Genomic DNA, 13,922 nt, shown 5'->3' with positions numbered 1-13,922 from the left:
GGTTCGGCATGTCGAGCTTCATCAGGCCCAATGAATTGGTCGGCGAATGGTCCCTGGCGGAGGCGCAGGCGCTTGCAAAATTCATCGACGGAATCGGTGCGGAAGGCCTGATGCCCAAGGATTACGGCCACGAAGCGCTCGCCGCCGCGATCGCTAAAGGGCCCGGCCCGGCGCTGAACCAGATCGCCAGCGAACGCTTCGTCTGGCTGGTCGAGGATATGCGCGACGGGCGCACTCCGATGGACGGGCGCAAGCAATGGTTCGCGATGGACCCCGATGCGGACCGGATGCCGACGCACATCCTGCTCGAACGCGCGCTCGAAACCGGCGACATCGCGGGCACGCTGACCGCGCTCGATCCGGTGCATCCCGATTACGCGCTGCTGAAGGCCGAACTCGCCAAGACTCCGGCCAGCAATTCGGCCAAGCGCAAGCTGATCATGGCGAATATGGATCGCTGGCGCTGGCTGCCGCAGGATCTCGGCAAGAAATATCTGATGACCAATGTCCCCGAATATCAGCTGCGGCTGACGGTGAACGACAAGATCATCAAGAATTACCGGACCATCGTAGGCAAACCTGGTCGCACGGCAACGCCCCAGCTTGCCGAAATGGTCGAAGGGGTGATCTTCAACCCGACCTGGACGGTGCCGCAATCGATCGTGAAAGGCGAAGGGCTGGGCGCGCGCGTGCTCGGCAATCCGGCCTGGGCGCGCCGCAATGGCTATACCGCGACGCGCGCCGATAACGGCTTCGTCACCGTGGTGCAGCAGCCGGGGCCGACCAATTCATTGGGCCTGATGAAGCTCGACATGCCGAACCGCCACGCGATCTTCCTGCACGACACGCCTTCGCGCAATCTGTTCGCGCAGGATGCCCGTGCGCTGAGCCATGGCTGCATCCGCGTACAGGGCGCGCGCGAGCTGGCGATGACGATGGCGATCCTCGGCAATATGGAGAGCAAGGACGATATTCCCGGCATCCAGCAGGAGGTGCAGGATATCGCCGCGTCGGGCGAATACACCTCCTACCCGATCACCAATCAGTGGCCGGTCTACATCACCTATTTCACCATGGCGCGCGACGTCGATGGCAAGATGGCGACCTTCGACGATATCTACGACCGTGACGGTGCCGTGCTCGCGAGCTTCGACGCGCCGCGCAAGGCGAACCGCAGCCGGGTGCAGGATGAAGAGATCATTCCGCTCGAAGCGCCGGGGGCGTAATTCGGATCCGGGGCCTCGACGGCCTGAATAAAGAATTATGGGGCGGGGCGGACTTCAAGGTCGTCCCGCCTTTTTCGGTCGTGAATTACGAGGCGGCCGCTCAGTAAACGCCCGGATTGGTCCTCTCGAACGTCCCGCCGCGATCGCTGCGCAGCAGGTCGGTCTGGACGATCGGCGGCCTCACGATGCTGCCATCGGCGGCGAGGCCATAGCTGCCCGCCACCACCAGCCGCCCGCCCGACAGATCGATCAGAGCGCGATCGAACTGTTCCGGGCCCATGGCGAGGCAGCCATTGGAACGGCCGAGCCGACCCCACCGCTCGACATGTTCCGGCGTCGCGTAATCCGCCTGGTGCATCACGATGGCGCGCGGCAGAGCGTTGGAATTGGTCGGATCAAGCCCGTCGAGCCGCAGGGACGTGCCGTAGCGCCCCTTGTACCAGCTGCGCGTGAGATAGGCGCCGCGGCTGGTCGCTTCGGAGCCTTCGATATTCGAATAGCGCTTGAGCCAGCCGTCATGCTCCGAATCGGAGCCGGTGCCGTGGCTGACATGGTAGCTTTCGACGCGTTCCTTTTCGAGATCGACGAAATGGAAGCGCCGCTGGGAGGAATGGAGGCCGAAATCTGCGATCCCGACGATGTCGGTCCGCCACACGTGATTGCCGCCTTCGATGGCACGCGCGATTTCCTCGCGGGCGATCGAAAGCAGCTTGCGGTCGCGTGCGGCAGTCCCGCCGAACTGCGCAAGCGCGCCGGTCGGGGCGGCCATGACGGCGCCCGCGGCCAGAGCGCTGGTGATGAGGGTACGACGGTCCATGATCCAGGCTTAGCAGCCCCGGCGTGGCCGGGCCATGAACGATGGCGATTTGCGGCGCGCGATGCGGACGAAGCTTGTCGAAAACGCGATCAACTGCCGATGACCATACGGTCCCCTTCGATCCGCATCGTGCCCATCTCCGAAAGATAGCTCTGGCCAAGCAGCGACACGGGTAGTCCCTGCGGGACGATCACCGCGTTCAGATTTCGAATTTCATGATTGCCCAGGTCGATCGCGTCGATCGTCACGCGCACGCCTTCGACCGGGCCGCTCGCCCCTCGGGCCACGGTTTCCAGATCGGTCGGCGACCAGAATATCCCTGCGGCGCGCGCATCGTCGCCGGTCAGCGCCACGCCATTGGCCCCGGTATCGACGAGGAAGCGGATCGGACGGTCGTTGACGCCGACCTCGGCGTAGAATTGCCCGTCGGCAGAGCGCGGAACCGCGATTTCACCCGGCGCCAGATAAGTCGGCGTGGGCGAAGGTTCGGCAAAATTGCCCGGTTCGGAAAGTGTTTCGGAAGGCGGTGCGGTCTGCTCGGGGCGGGTCGCCGTGTCGATCGCCCCGCCCGGCACGAAGGCCGAGGCGATGAAGGCCGCTATGGCCACGATCAGGAGGGCAGATTCCCGCATGCCTGCCGGCATAGACCGACAGGGTTAGCGGACCGTTAAGGATATTATTCGGCGGCTTCGCGCTGATTGGCCGCATGCGGATCGAAAGCGGTCGCTTCGCCCGCTTCGATCAGTGCGGCCTTTTCCTCGACCAGCTTGACGATGTGGTCGAGCATGTCGTCGGACTGGACGTGGTGGTCGGTCACGCCGGACAGATAGACCATGTGCTTCCCCGCACCGCCGCCGGTGATCCCGATATCGGTTTCCCGCGCTTCGCCCGGCCCGTTGACCACGCAGCCGAGGACCGAGAGGCTCATCGGGGTCTTGATGTGTTCGAGGCGCGCTTCCAGTGCTTCGACCGTGCGGATCACATCGAAACCCTGGCGCGAGCAGCTGGGGCAGGAGACGACGCGTACGCCGCGGGTTCTGAGGCCGAGCGCCTTCAGAATCTCGAAGCCGACCTTCACCTCGCGTTCGGGCTCTGCTGAGAGCGAGACGCGGATCGTGTCGCCGATCCCGGCCCAGAGCAGGCTGCCGAGGCCGATCGAGGACTTTACCGTACCGCCGATCAATCCGCCCGCTTCTGTAATGCCGAGATGGAGGGGGCAATCCACCGCGTCCGCCAATCCGTGATAGGCGGCGACCGCCAGGAAGACGTCGCTGGCCTTCACCGCCACCTTGTATTCGTGGAAATCGTGGTCCTGCAAAAGCTTGATATGGTCGAGCGCGCTTTCGATCAGCGCTTCGGGGCAGGGTTCGCCGTATTTTTCGAGCAGGTCCTTTTCGAGAGACCCCGCATTGACGCCGATGCGGATGGCACACCCGTTCGCCTTGGCGGCGCGGACCACTTCGGCCACGCGCTTGCTGTCGCCGATATTGCCGGGATTGATACGCAGGCAGGCCGCGCCCTTGTCGGCGGCTTCGAGCGCACGCTTGTAGTGGAAGTGGATGTCCGCAACGATCGGGACATTCGCCGCCTTGGTGATCTTGTCGAAATGCGCGGTCGATTCGGCTGTGGGGCAGGACACGCGGATGATGTCCGCGCCCGCATCTTCGCAGCGGCGGATCTGGTCGAGCGTGGCGCCGACATCCTCGGTCGGCGTGTTGGTCATTGTCTGGACCGAAATCGGCGCGTCGCCGCCCACGGCGACATTGCCGACCATGATCTGGCGCGATTGGCGGCGCTCGATCGAGCGCCAGGGACGGATAGAGGACATGGCCCTCTTATAGGGCGGATCGCGGCGGAACTAAAGGCGTGGATCGCATGGCGGGCCCAGACGGTAGGACTTGGCCGGCGGAATGTCCTGAAATGGTCAGATGCGTTCATCCGGGCTGCGCGGCGGTCCCGATCGGTCTAGTCGGGCAGATCGGTCGCTCGATCGCAGACCCAGACACGCAGGCAACCCGCCATGACGCTTTCCGAGATTTTGAGCCAGTCGCGCCACTTCCCGACCCTGCTGCGCGATCTGATCCGCTCGCCCGCCTTCCGGAATTCCGCGCTCCTCGTCCTACCCTACGCCAGCCTGCTCGTCGGGCTCGACATCGCGACGCGCTATGGCGAGCTGACGGGGGCGCTCTTGCCCCGCGATTTCATGCTTTCGCAGGATCGCAGCTTGGGCGAATATCTCGAATACGGGCTGATGACTGCGATGGCGATCATGCTGCTGCGCATGTGGCGGCGTGACGGGTCTCCTCTCTATCTCGTCAACGCGATCCTGTTCGTGGTCCTGACGCTCGATAATGCGCTGGAGATCCATGAGGCGTTCGGTTTCTGGATCGCCCCGATCCTGCCGCAAAATCTGCCGATTTCTGCGCATCATCTGGGTGAGCCGCTGATGTTCGCCGGGATCGGCGTGCTGTGGCTGGCAGGTCTGGGTCTGGCGCTGCGCGCGGCGCGGATCGATTCGGTGCTCAATTCCCTGATCATCGTCGGCTGCATCGGCGCGACCGCGATGTTCGGCGTGGTCGAGGATGCGGTGGTGAGCTACGGGACGCACAGCGATCTGATGATCGTCACGGAAGCATTCATCGAAGATGCGGGCGAATTCGCCATGATCATCCTCGCCTTTCTGTTCACCGTGGCGATTTACGATGCGGCGCGGCGGCGGTGGCTAGCGGAGGACGGGGTCGGATCGGCCGCACGCGAGACGCGCGCAGCCGGCATGCCCTTGATGGGATCTCCCCGCGCCGTCTGAGCGAGGCCATTCCCAAACGCGGCGATCCGCGCCATGACCGGCGCATGCCTGTTCAGACCGACGATACCGAAACCGATACGCCCCTGCTCTTCGGCCGTGTGCTTGACGGGCAAGGGGGCGGCCGCCCGATCCTGTGGGACGAGGCGAAGCAATGGCGACCCGGCGCGCCGGGCGAAGTCCTGTGGCTCCATCTGTGTCGCAATCGGCCGGGCGTACAGGACTGGCTCGAAAACGCCCTGTCCATACCCGAGCCCACCGCCGAACTCTTGACCAGCGACGAAACGCGACCGCGCGCCTTTCGCGAGGGCGAGGCGCTGGTTGCGACCCTGCGGGGCATCAATTTCAATCCGGGTGCCGAGCCCGAGGACATGATCTCGATGCAGGTCTGGTCGGACGGGGAGCGCCTGATCACGCTGCGCCGTCATCCCCTCCAGACCCCGCGCGACGTGCTGGCCCAGGTAGACAGGGGCCACGGGCCGCCCGATGCCGGCGCCACCATCACGCTGCTCGCCGAGCTGCTGATCGGGCGGATGAGCCAGTCCATCGTCGATATGAACCGGGTGCTGGATACGCTGGAGGAGACCGATCCCGACGAAATGGCCGAATCGATGCTGACGCAGATTTCGATCATCCGGCGCAATTGCCTCGGCCTCAAGCGGCACATGGCGCCGCAGCACGAGGCGCTGGAACAGATCAGCCGCGATGCGCCCGCCTGGTTCGAGGACCACGATCGCCGCGAGATCGCCGAGAGCATCGCCCGGCTGCGCCGCTATCTCGACGATATCGACATCAGCAAGGAAAGCGCCGTCGTTCTTCAGGACGAAATCCGGTCGCGCAGCGCCGCGTCGAGCGAGCACGCGACCTATATGCTGACGATCGTGGCGGGCATCTTCCTGCCGCTCGGTTTCCTGACTGGCCTTCTCGGCATCAATGTCGGCGGAATGCCGGGCATGGACGATCCGCATGCCTTCTGGTTCGTGGTGGTCGGCTGCGTGATCCTGATGGTGGGCTTGGTTGCCATCTTCCGGCGCTTGCGCTGGCTGTAGATCGGACAGCTCGAACGGAAAACTCCGTTGGGACGAGAAAAGGGCGCGAAGAACCGGTCTTCGCGCCCTTTTTTGATGGAATGGCGATCAGGCGCCGGGCGGCAGCGGATCGTCGTCCGTCGAAGCGGCGGCGGGCTTGTTCGTGCTGCGCGCGGCAGGTGTCGAGCCCTTGCGAGTGCCGGACGTATCCGATGTCGAGGCGCTGGCGATACTCTCGTCCAACTCTTCGAGCTTGCGCGCGGCCCATTGCCGCCCGCCAAGCCCGAAAGCGAGAGCGAAGGCCACCGAGACGCCCGCGACCAGAATGGTCAGGGCGGTGCCGGGGATCATTCCGCCGATGCCGGTGAATTGCAGGCCCATGAAGACGAACAGCACGATGGTTGCCCATTTCACGATCAGCGCAGCCGTTCCTTCGCCGCTTTCGCCCCCGATAAGGCGCGCGAGCAGATTGGCGATGAAGAACCCGAAGGCAATCACCACCGCACCGAAGATCACGCGTCCGCCCAGTTCGAGCAATTGATCGAGAATGCTCGTCAGCTCGGGAAAGCCCAGCAGGCGAGTTGCCGCGATGGCGAAGAACAGGATGATCGCGACCTGCACCACGCGGGCGATGATGCCCGAAGCGGTGGTGGATGTGCCGACCATGCCGGTTTCCGCCAGCGCGCGATCGACACCCAGGCCCGGCAGCACTTCCTTCAGGATCTGCACCACGAACTTGCTGATCAGATAGCCGATCCCGAGCAGGATCGCCGCGCCGATGATGTTCGGAATGGCATAGAAGATCATCCGCAACATGTCCGAAGCCGGTTCGCTGATGGCGCGAATGTCCAGCACGTCCAGAGCCATGATCGCGACGAAGATCACGATCAGCGCATAGACGATGGTGGCCACGGTCTTGCTGATGGCGTGATTGCCGGTGACGGCGTCGACACCGCCGCGATTGGCCCATTTGTCGAAATCGACCGTCTGCAACGTCGTGCTCACGATGTCGCGCACGATGCGCGCCACCATCATGCCGATGAAGAAGATCAGGCCTGCACCGACCAGGCGCGGAATGAATTCGATGAAGTTTTCGAGCAGGCTGTCGATCGGTCCGGCGACGGAGCCGAGGCCGAGCACGGTGAGAATGATCAGCAGGCCGAACAGCCAGATCACGAGACCGACGATCTTACCGAGCGATTCGCCCAGCGAAGAACCCGTTCCGGTGCCGCGCTGGAAGAAGGAGATGTTGTCGACCAGCTTGGCAAAGGCCCATTGGGCGGCCTTGGCCAGCGCCCACGTAATCAGCAAGACGAGGAGCGCCAGCCCCACTCGTTCGAGCAGCATCATCGCCACATCCTGATCGTAGCGGTATCGTCCGACTTGCATGATTTTTCCCCTGTATCCCTGTCAGCAGGCGCTTGTTGGCGCTCCATGCTCCCAATCGAAATGCATGGGTGATGGCGATGGTTCCGCGTGCTATCGTCGGCCCATGACTCACAAAGCCCTCCGTTCTCTTTCGCCGCTGCCCGCCGCACTGCTCGCTCTTGCTGCCGCGCTGTCCTTTCCAAACCAGGCCTTTGCGCAGGAAACCGGGCGTTGGTCTCTGGCGATCCACGGCGGGGCGGGCACGCTGACTCGCGATGCGATGACGCCCGAGCGCGAGGCGGAGTATGAAGCCGCGTTGCAGGCGGCTCTCGATGCCGGTGCAGCGGTGTTGCGCGATGGCGGCGCGGCGATGGACGCGGTCGAAGCGGTGATTGTGCGGCTTGAGGACGATCCCAAATTCAACGCCGGGCGCGGCGCCGTCTTCACGTGGGACGGGCGCAACGAATTGGACGCAGCCGTGATGGACGGACGCGATCGCTCGGCAGGCGCGGTGACGGGTGTCACTTCGGTCAAGAATCCGATCCGCCTCGCACGCGAAGTGATGGCCGATGGCCGCCATGTCTTCCTGAGCGGGGCGGGCGCGGAAGAATTCGCACGCGATCACGCGTTGGAAACCGCAGGCCCCGAATGGTTCGCGACCGAGGCCCGGCGCGAGGCGCTGGAGCGGATGAAGGCGGAACAGGTCTCCGCGCTCGATGTGGACCGCAAGTTCGGTACTGTCGGGGCCGTCGCGCTCGATCAGAACGGCAATCTCGCGGCAGGCACCTCGACCGGCGGGATGACCGGCAAGCGCTGGGGCCGGATCGGCGATGCGCCCGTGATCGGCGCGGGCACCTATGCCGACAATCGCAGCTGCGCGGTATCCGCCACCGGATGGGGCGAATATTTCATCCGTGTCGGCGTGGCGCAGGAAATCTGCACCCGGCTGCGCCTGTCCAGCGAAACCTCGCTCGAAGACCTCGCGGAGGAGAACGAGGCAGGCGGCGATGTCCAGCTGACCGACGCGCTGGTCCAGCGTGTATCCGATGCGGTTCTCGACGAGGTCGCCGATCTCGGCGGCGATGGCGGCGTGATCGTTGTCGCGCCTTCGGGCGCGGCGATCTACAGCTTCAACACCGCAGGCATGTATCGCGGGCGCGCAACCAGCGAAGGCGTCAGCGAAGTGGCGATCTTCGGCGAGGAATAGCAGGCGGTCCGCCGCCCCCTAGCGAGCGAAGACCGCCGCAATGGTTCTGCCGACCTCCGCGAGGAGCGCTTCGGCTTGCGGGTCCATATCGTCATGGACGGCGTCGACCATGTAATAGGTCGCGAATGTCAGTGGGCCGCGTCCATCGGGAACGACGAAGCCGATATCGACATAAGCGCTGCCCATGCCTTCGATCATCGCGGTGCCCGTCTTGTCCCCGGCACGCCATCTGTCGGGCAGGTCTGCGCGCACGCGGCGCGATCCGGTTTCGGTCTTCGCCATCCAGCTCGCAAGGCGTTCGGAAACCGAGGGGGCAAGGGCATCGCCATAGAGGATCGTCGCCATCGTCCGCGCCATGGCATCCGGCGTGGTGGTGTCGTGGACTTCGCCGGGCAGGACGCGGTTGAGGGCCGGTTCGGTCCGGTCGAGGCGGCTCGTTCCATCGCCGAGCGCGCGCCACCATGCCGTGAGCGCTTCCGGCCCGCCAAGTTCGCGCAGGAGTACGTTCGCGGCCGTATTGTCGCTCGTGACCTGCGTCGCGCGCGCCAGTTCTAGGAAAGTCGCGCCCTGGCCGAGGCGGCGTGTCGTGAAGGGGGAGACCCACATCAGATCCGCTTCGCTCCAGTGCAGCAGCCGCTTGCCGTCGATCTGCCCGCGGGCCACGAGGTCGAGCACCATGGCGGCGAGCGAAACCTTGAAGCTGGAACAATGGGGGAAGCGCCTGTCACCGTTCCACGAAGCGAATGCGCCGCTGCCGGGATCGAGGACTGATGCGCCCAAAGTGCCCTCAGCGCGTTCAGCGAGTTCGGCTAGGCGCGCGTATATCTCTTCGGCCCAATAGCCAGTCTTACCTTCGGACGAATTCGTAACCGGAGCGCAGGCCAGTGCCGCCAGGCTGGCCGAAGCCGCGATCAATTCGCGTCGGCTGAGACGCCCTTTCATCCCCGCTTTCTCGCCTGCGCGTAGCTGCCGAGCAGGCGTACGCTGTTGCACTGGAATTCCAGTTCCTCCAGCGCCGCATCCATGCGCGGATCGCCCGGCGCGCCTTCCGCATCGGCATAGAACCGCGTCGCGGCGAAGCTGGCGCCCTTCTGGTAGCTTTCCAGCTTGGTCATGTTGACGCCATTGGTGGCGAAGCATCCCAGCGCCTTGTACAGCGCGGCGGGCACGTTCTTCACTTCGAACACGAAGGTCGTCATCGCGGTCTCTTGCCCGCCCGTAAGCTCGGCGGGATCGCGCGGCTCCTTTGCCAGCAGCACGAAGCGCGTGGTGTTGTCGTGCGCGTCCTCGACTGCGTCCTCCACGATTTTCAGCCCGTAAAGCTCGGCCGCCATGGGCGGGGCGAGGGCGGCGAGGTTCGGATCGCCCTTCTCCGCAACGAACGCCGCCGCACCTGCCGTATCGGCATGGCTCATCGGCACGATATTGCGCGCCAGCAGATATTCGCGCGATTGGCCCAATGCCTGGGGATGGCTGTAGGCGGCCTGGAACGGCCCGAATTCCCCGCTTTCGTTCGGCAGTGCCATCAGCGCATGCGTGATGCGCATGAAATGTTCGGCCACGATGGAAAGGCCGCTTTCGGGCAGGAGGAAGTGGATGTCCGCCACGCGCCCGTGCTGCGAATTCTCGATCGGGATCATGGCCGCGCCTGCCGCGCCGCTCCTCACCGCATCGAGCGCGTCCTCGAATCCGTAGCAAGGCAAGGGGAGCGCTTCGGGCGCGAATTGCATCGTCGCCTGGTGGGAATTGGATCCCGGCGCGCCGCCGAAGGCGATGGCGCGCATCGGATCGGCGGCGGCGGCGGCGCGCATGGAATCGACCATGGCTAGAGCGGGGGCGGGAAACTTACGCATATCCGCCTGCTATCCAGCGACGGAATCCGCCGCAAGCGGTTTGCAAGCATCCGATCCACGCACGCGCCCTTTCGGCCATGCCACTTGCGCCGCGCCCCCCGTCACACTAATGCCACCCCGAACACCTCGAAACAGAACAGATACGCGGACCTTTTCTCGCATGGACGACAAGTTCAACACTGCCGCCGGTTGGGTGCTTTTTGCAGGCATCGTCGCATTGGGATCCTCGATTGCATCGGACATGTATTTCCATGCCGATCGTCCCGAAAGCCCTGAAGAGCCCGGCTATTTCATCGACGCGCCGGAAGAAGGCGCGGGCGAGGATGCAGGCCCCGATCTCGGTACGCTGCTCGCCAGCGCCGATGCGGCGGCGGGCGAGAAGGTCTTTGCGAAGTGCACGGCCTGCCACACGATCAACCAGGGCGGGGCCAACGGCATCGGTCCGAATCTTTATGGGGTGATGGGCACTGCGATCGGCGCGCACGCGCCGGGCTTCGCCTATTCCAGCGCGCTTGCCGATCATGGCGGCCAGTGGACCTGGGAAAACATGAACGAGTGGCTGAAGAGCCCGCGCGCCTTCGCCAGTGGCACCAAGATGAGCTTCGCGGGCCTTTCCAGCCCCGAAGACCGCGCCAACGTCATGGAATATCTCGCGGCCAATGGCGGCGCGCCCGCCAAGCCCGCGCCCGCGGCGCCTGAAATTCCTGAAGAGGGCGAAGCGGTCGACGGTGCGGCTGAAGGGCCCGGCGCGATCGCAGGCGGCGATACCGGTTCCGTCCAGGCCGCAGGCTCCATGGGCGACGATCAGCCCGTGCCCAGCGAGCAGACGGCGACCACCAATGATGGGACCATGAAGGCGGGCGAATGACGCTTGGTTTCGAGCCGGACAATTCCGGCTGTCTGTAACCGGCGAGTTGCCTGTGCCGGCGGGATTGGCTTTCAGCCTCGCCCCTTGAAGCCCTGCGCGATCACATACCATTCGCTCGATCCCTTGCGGCTCGCGGGTGGCTTGGCGTGCTTGACCGTGCGGAAATGCTTCTTGAGCAGCGCCAGCAGATCGGCATCGGTTCCGCCCGCCAGCACTTTCGCCACATAGGCACCGCCGGGCGCCAAATTCTCGGTTGCGAACCAAGCGCCCGCTTCGACCAGACCCATAGTGCGCAAATGATCGGTCTGTTTATGGCCGACCGTATTGGCGGCCATGTCGCTCAATACGAGATCGGGCGGCCCGTCCAGCTCCGCTTCCAGAGCGGCGGGGGCGGCATCGTCCATGAAATCCATCTGTAGGATCGCGACGCCTTCGATCGGTTCGACTTCCAGTAGGTCGATTCCGACAATTGCCGCCTTGGGCGCGCGCTTGCGTACTACCTGGCTCCACCCACCGGGCGCGATGCCGAGATCGACGACGCGCGATACGCCCTTCAGAAGTCCGAACTTGTCGTCAAGCTCGATCAATTTATACGCCGCGCGGCTGCGATAGCCTTCGGCCTTGGCCTGCTTGACGTAAGGGTCGTTCAACTGCCTTTCGAGCCAGCGGGTGGAGGACGCGGTCCGCCCACGCGCCGTCTTCACGCGCTTGCCCATGTCCTTGCCGCTTCTGCTCATGCCGATGGTCCTTCGCCGATGTCGTGGCGCGAACGCTGCAATTGGACGCGGCTGCGTTCCCCCTCGGCATCGGCTGCGATCAGGCTGCGCAAAATGCCTTCGCGAATGCCGCGATCGGCGACTGCCAGTTCGCGCGCCGGCCAGATGTCGAGGATCGATTCGAGAATGGCGCAGCCTGCAACGACCAGATTGGCGCGATCGTCGCCGATGCAGGGCAGAGTGCCGCGCTCGGCTTCGCTCATGGTCGAAAGGCGCGTCGAGATATTTCGCATGGAGGCGGAAGGGACGATCAGCCCGTCCACCGCACGGCGATCGTATTGCGGCAATTCGAGGTGCAGGCTCGCCAGCGTGGTCACTGTCCCGCTGGTGCCCAGCAGGCGGATGCCGTCGCGGGCCTTGCGATACGAGGCAATGCGGCGCGCGAAGGGCGCGAAGCTCTTATCCACGATGTCGCGCATCGCGGCGTAGCGCGCGGCGCGCCCTTCGGCAGTCCCGTCCGGCCCCTGGACGCTGTCGGTCAACGAAACAACGCCCCAGGGCACGCTCATCCAGTCGAGAATGCGCGGGACGGGGCCGCCCGGTTCGATCAGGACCAGCTCGGTCGATCCGCCGCCGATATCGAAGATGACCGCGGGGCCTTTGCCGTCTTCCAGAAGGATATGGCAACCGAGCACAGCTAGGCGTGCTTCTTCCTGCGCGGAGATAATGTCGAGCACGATGCCCGTTTCCTCGCGCACGCGTTCGATGAAACGTTCGCCATTGGCGGCGCGGCGACAGGCCTCGGTCGCGACCGAGCGGGCGAGATGGACGTTGCGCCGTCTGAGCTTTTCCGCGCAGACATGCAGCGCCGCGAGCGCCCGATCCATCGCGACGTCGGATAGCCGCCCGGATGCGGCCAATCCTTCTCCGAGGCGTACGACCCGGCTGAACGCGTCGATGACCGTGAAATTCTCGCCCGATGGGCGCGCGATCAGCAGGCGGCAATTATTGGTGCCGAGATCGAGCGCGGCATAGGCCTGGCGTCGCGGCCCCCTGGCACGCATGGCCGCCGGGAGCGGTGCAATAGAGCCGGGGCGCGCGTCGCGGCGCTTGTGTTCGGGCTGGGCGGGGCGCTTGTAGCGGAAATCGGCTACCTTGCCGGACGTGCCGCCCCTTCGCTTGCCAGCCCCTGATTTCAAGTCCGGCGGAGGAGCGTCCGCCATAAGTCGTGTCTTTCCAATATCCTCCCGCACCGCGAGCTGCGACGCGGGGACCTGACGAAGATGCTACAGGCGAAGCGCGACAAGGGCAAGCCGCGGTGGGATCGCAATGAGATGGACCCTCTTGACCGCTCGACGCCGTTTTCCTAATGGCCCCGCTCGCATCGCTTCCCGGTGGGATTAACCCGCCAGGCAGCCCCGGTGCCGATGCCCCGTCGTCTAATGGCAAGACTACGGACTCTGACTCCGTCAATCGAGGTTCGAATCCTCGCGGGGCATCCAGTTTCGGCTCAGTAGATCGACAGCGCCGGTCAGGAAGACTGCGCATCGCCTGTATCCGAGACTATTGCCTAATGATCGCACGCTTTTTCGGGCCATAGACCCCGCATGTCACGCTTGGAAAATGTAGCAGCAACGATGCCGGGATCGCTTGCTGGCTATCGGAGGCGTTAACATTAAGCGGCCCGAAGGCCGCGAATTGACGCGCTAGTCCGCAGTGCGCGGCATGGTATCGATCTGTGGGGCCGGCGATGGCAGCTTCGGTCGTCGCATTCAGAGCCAGCATATTGGTCTGACTCGCCAAATCATGGATCGTGTCCGAAAAGGTGACAATCCCGGCGGCGCGATCCCGTCATTCCTTCAACGGATCGTGCGCGGTGCCAGCGGTTTCATTGGCATTCTCGCTCAATTGCACCTGTTGCGAGACTGCGGCCGCAATGGTCGAGATCGACGAGGACAGCTCGCTCGCGTGCTTCGCAAGATCGCGAATTGCTAAATATCGTCGAATGGCGCAGCTTCGGGGCAGGAGGAACGCGC

General features: G+C 64.5%; 13 protein-coding genes and 1 tRNA gene. 6 read left to right on the top strand and 8 right to left on the bottom strand.

Features of this window, described 5'->3' with window-relative positions; all coding sequences use genetic code 11:
• Positions 1-1,226 (top strand): L,D-transpeptidase family protein (locus tag A3736_RS02700; protein ID WP_067678871.1); only part of this gene is annotated, 1,226 nt, incomplete at its 5' end.
• Positions 1,227-1,326: 100 nt separating this feature from the next.
• Here A3736_RS02700 and A3736_RS02695 read toward each other — a convergent pair.
• The 3 genes from A3736_RS02695 to ispG all read right to left on the bottom strand — a co-directional run bounded on the left by A3736_RS02695 (position 1,327) and on the right by ispG (position 3,871).
• On the bottom strand, positions 1,327-2,043 hold the full coding sequence (locus A3736_RS02695) for a murein L,D-transpeptidase catalytic domain-containing protein (RefSeq protein ID WP_067678845.1): 717 nt from the start codon (positions 2,041-2,043) through the stop codon (positions 1,327-1,329).
• Between the two features lie 89 nt (positions 2,044-2,132).
• On the bottom strand, positions 2,133-2,675 hold the full coding sequence (locus tag A3736_RS02690; RefSeq protein WP_067678868.1) for a TIGR02281 family clan AA aspartic protease: 543 nt from the start codon (positions 2,673-2,675) through the stop codon (positions 2,133-2,135).
• A gap of 44 nt (positions 2,676-2,719) precedes the next feature.
• Positions 2,720-3,871, bottom strand: coding sequence for a flavodoxin-dependent (E)-4-hydroxy-3-methylbut-2-enyl-diphosphate synthase (ispG, locus tag A3736_RS02685; RefSeq protein ID WP_067678843.1), 1,152 nt, complete (start codon positions 3,869-3,871; stop codon positions 2,720-2,722).
• 192 nt (positions 3,872-4,063) lie between these two features.
• Here ispG and A3736_RS02680 point away from each other — a divergent pair, with 192 nt between their 5' ends.
• Positions 4,064-4,849, top strand: coding sequence for a hypothetical protein (locus A3736_RS02680; RefSeq protein ID WP_067678840.1), 786 nt, complete (start codon positions 4,064-4,066; stop codon positions 4,847-4,849).
• A 44-nt stretch (positions 4,850-4,893) separates the two neighbouring features.
• On the top strand, positions 4,894-5,895 hold the full coding sequence (locus tag A3736_RS02675; RefSeq protein WP_067678837.1) for a zinc transporter ZntB: 1,002 nt from the start codon (positions 4,894-4,896) through the stop codon (positions 5,893-5,895).
• An 87-nt stretch (positions 5,896-5,982) separates the two neighbouring features.
• Here A3736_RS02675 and A3736_RS02670 read toward each other — a convergent pair whose 3' ends face one another.
• Positions 5,983-7,263 carry a mechanosensitive ion channel gene (locus A3736_RS02670; RefSeq protein WP_067678834.1) on the bottom strand — a complete coding sequence of 427 codons (1,281 nt, stop codon included), beginning with the start codon at positions 7,261-7,263 and terminating at the stop codon, positions 5,983-5,985.
• A 103-nt stretch (positions 7,264-7,366) separates the two neighbouring features.
• Between A3736_RS02670 and A3736_RS02665 the strand changes: the two genes are divergently transcribed.
• On the top strand, positions 7,367-8,449 hold the full coding sequence (locus tag A3736_RS02665) for an isoaspartyl peptidase/L-asparaginase family protein (protein ID WP_082851274.1): 1,083 nt from the start codon (positions 7,367-7,369) through the stop codon (positions 8,447-8,449).
• Between the two features lie 18 nt (positions 8,450-8,467).
• Here the strand turns inward: A3736_RS02665 and bla are convergent, their stop codons facing one another.
• Both bla and A3736_RS02655 read right to left on the bottom strand, forming a co-directional pair.
• The gene (gene bla / locus A3736_RS02660; protein WP_067678831.1) at positions 8,468-9,391 is read right to left on the bottom strand and encodes a class A beta-lactamase; all 924 of its coding nucleotides are present in this window, start codon (positions 9,389-9,391) and stop codon (positions 8,468-8,470) included.
• On the bottom strand, positions 9,388-10,302 hold the full coding sequence (locus A3736_RS02655) for a prephenate dehydratase (RefSeq protein ID WP_067678827.1): 915 nt from the start codon (positions 10,300-10,302) through the stop codon (positions 9,388-9,390). Before A3736_RS02655 ends, bla begins: the two co-directional genes overlap by 4 nt.
• A 160-nt stretch (positions 10,303-10,462) precedes the next feature.
• Between A3736_RS02655 and A3736_RS02650 the strand changes: the two genes are divergently transcribed.
• Positions 10,463-11,170, top strand: coding sequence for a cytochrome c family protein (locus A3736_RS02650; protein ID WP_067678824.1), 708 nt, complete (start codon positions 10,463-10,465; stop codon positions 11,168-11,170).
• A 71-nt stretch (positions 11,171-11,241) separates the two neighbouring features.
• Here the strand turns inward: A3736_RS02650 and A3736_RS02645 are convergent, their stop codons facing one another.
• Together A3736_RS02645 and A3736_RS02640 are read right to left on the bottom strand one after the other, a co-directional pair.
• Complete coding sequence (locus A3736_RS02645; RefSeq protein ID WP_067678821.1) at positions 11,242-11,907, bottom strand: RlmE family RNA methyltransferase; 666 nt, start codon at positions 11,905-11,907, stop codon at positions 11,242-11,244.
• Entirely contained in the window at positions 11,904-13,109 is a 1,206-nt protein-coding gene (locus tag A3736_RS02640; RefSeq protein ID WP_067678819.1) for a Ppx/GppA phosphatase family protein, read from the bottom strand. Before A3736_RS02640 ends, A3736_RS02645 begins: the two co-directional genes overlap by 4 nt.
• Before the next feature lie 205 nt (positions 13,110-13,314).
• On the opposite strand from A3736_RS02640, the gene A3736_RS02635 reads away from it, so the two are divergent.
• Positions 13,315-13,388, top strand: a tRNA-Gln gene (locus A3736_RS02635).
• Positions 13,389-13,922 lie beyond the last annotated feature (534 nt).

It is taken from the genome of Erythrobacter sp. HI0063 (assembly GCF_001635685.1).
Lineage (GTDB): Bacteria > Pseudomonadota > Alphaproteobacteria > Sphingomonadales > Sphingomonadaceae > Qipengyuania.
This window is presented reverse-complemented; position numbering and strand designations above follow the sequence as displayed.

Excerpts from the sequence above, each read along its gene's own strand:
- A3736_RS02695 (WP_067678845.1), bottom strand. The coding sequence starts at position 2,043 with ATGGACCGTCGTACCCTCATCACCAGCGCTCTGGCCGCGGGCGCCGTC.
- A3736_RS02690 (WP_067678868.1), bottom strand. The coding sequence starts at position 2,675 with ATGCGGGAATCTGCCCTCCTGATCGTGGCCATAGCGGCCTTCATCGCC.
- ispG (WP_067678843.1), bottom strand. The coding sequence starts at position 3,871 with ATGTCCTCTATCCGTCCCTGGCGCTCGATCGAGCGCCGCCAATCGCGC.
- A3736_RS02680 (WP_067678840.1), top strand. The coding sequence starts at position 4,064 with ATGACGCTTTCCGAGATTTTGAGCCAGTCGCGCCACTTCCCGACCCTG.
- A3736_RS02675 (WP_067678837.1), top strand. The coding sequence starts at position 4,894 with ATGCCTGTTCAGACCGACGATACCGAAACCGATACGCCCCTGCTCTTC.
- A3736_RS02670 (WP_067678834.1), bottom strand. The coding sequence starts at position 7,263 with ATGCAAGTCGGACGATACCGCTACGATCAGGATGTGGCGATGATGCTG.
- A3736_RS02665 (WP_082851274.1), top strand. The coding sequence starts at position 7,367 with ATGACTCACAAAGCCCTCCGTTCTCTTTCGCCGCTGCCCGCCGCACTG.
- bla (WP_067678831.1), bottom strand. The coding sequence starts at position 9,391 with ATGAAAGGGCGTCTCAGCCGACGCGAATTGATCGCGGCTTCGGCCAGC.
- A3736_RS02655 (WP_067678827.1), bottom strand. The coding sequence starts at position 10,302 with ATGCGTAAGTTTCCCGCCCCCGCTCTAGCCATGGTCGATTCCATGCGC.
- A3736_RS02650 (WP_067678824.1), top strand. The coding sequence starts at position 10,463 with ATGGACGACAAGTTCAACACTGCCGCCGGTTGGGTGCTTTTTGCAGGC.
- A3736_RS02645 (WP_067678821.1), bottom strand. The coding sequence starts at position 11,907 with ATGAGCAGAAGCGGCAAGGACATGGGCAAGCGCGTGAAGACGGCGCGT.
- A3736_RS02640 (WP_067678819.1), bottom strand. The coding sequence starts at position 13,109 with ATGGCGGACGCTCCTCCGCCGGACTTGAAATCAGGGGCTGGCAAGCGA.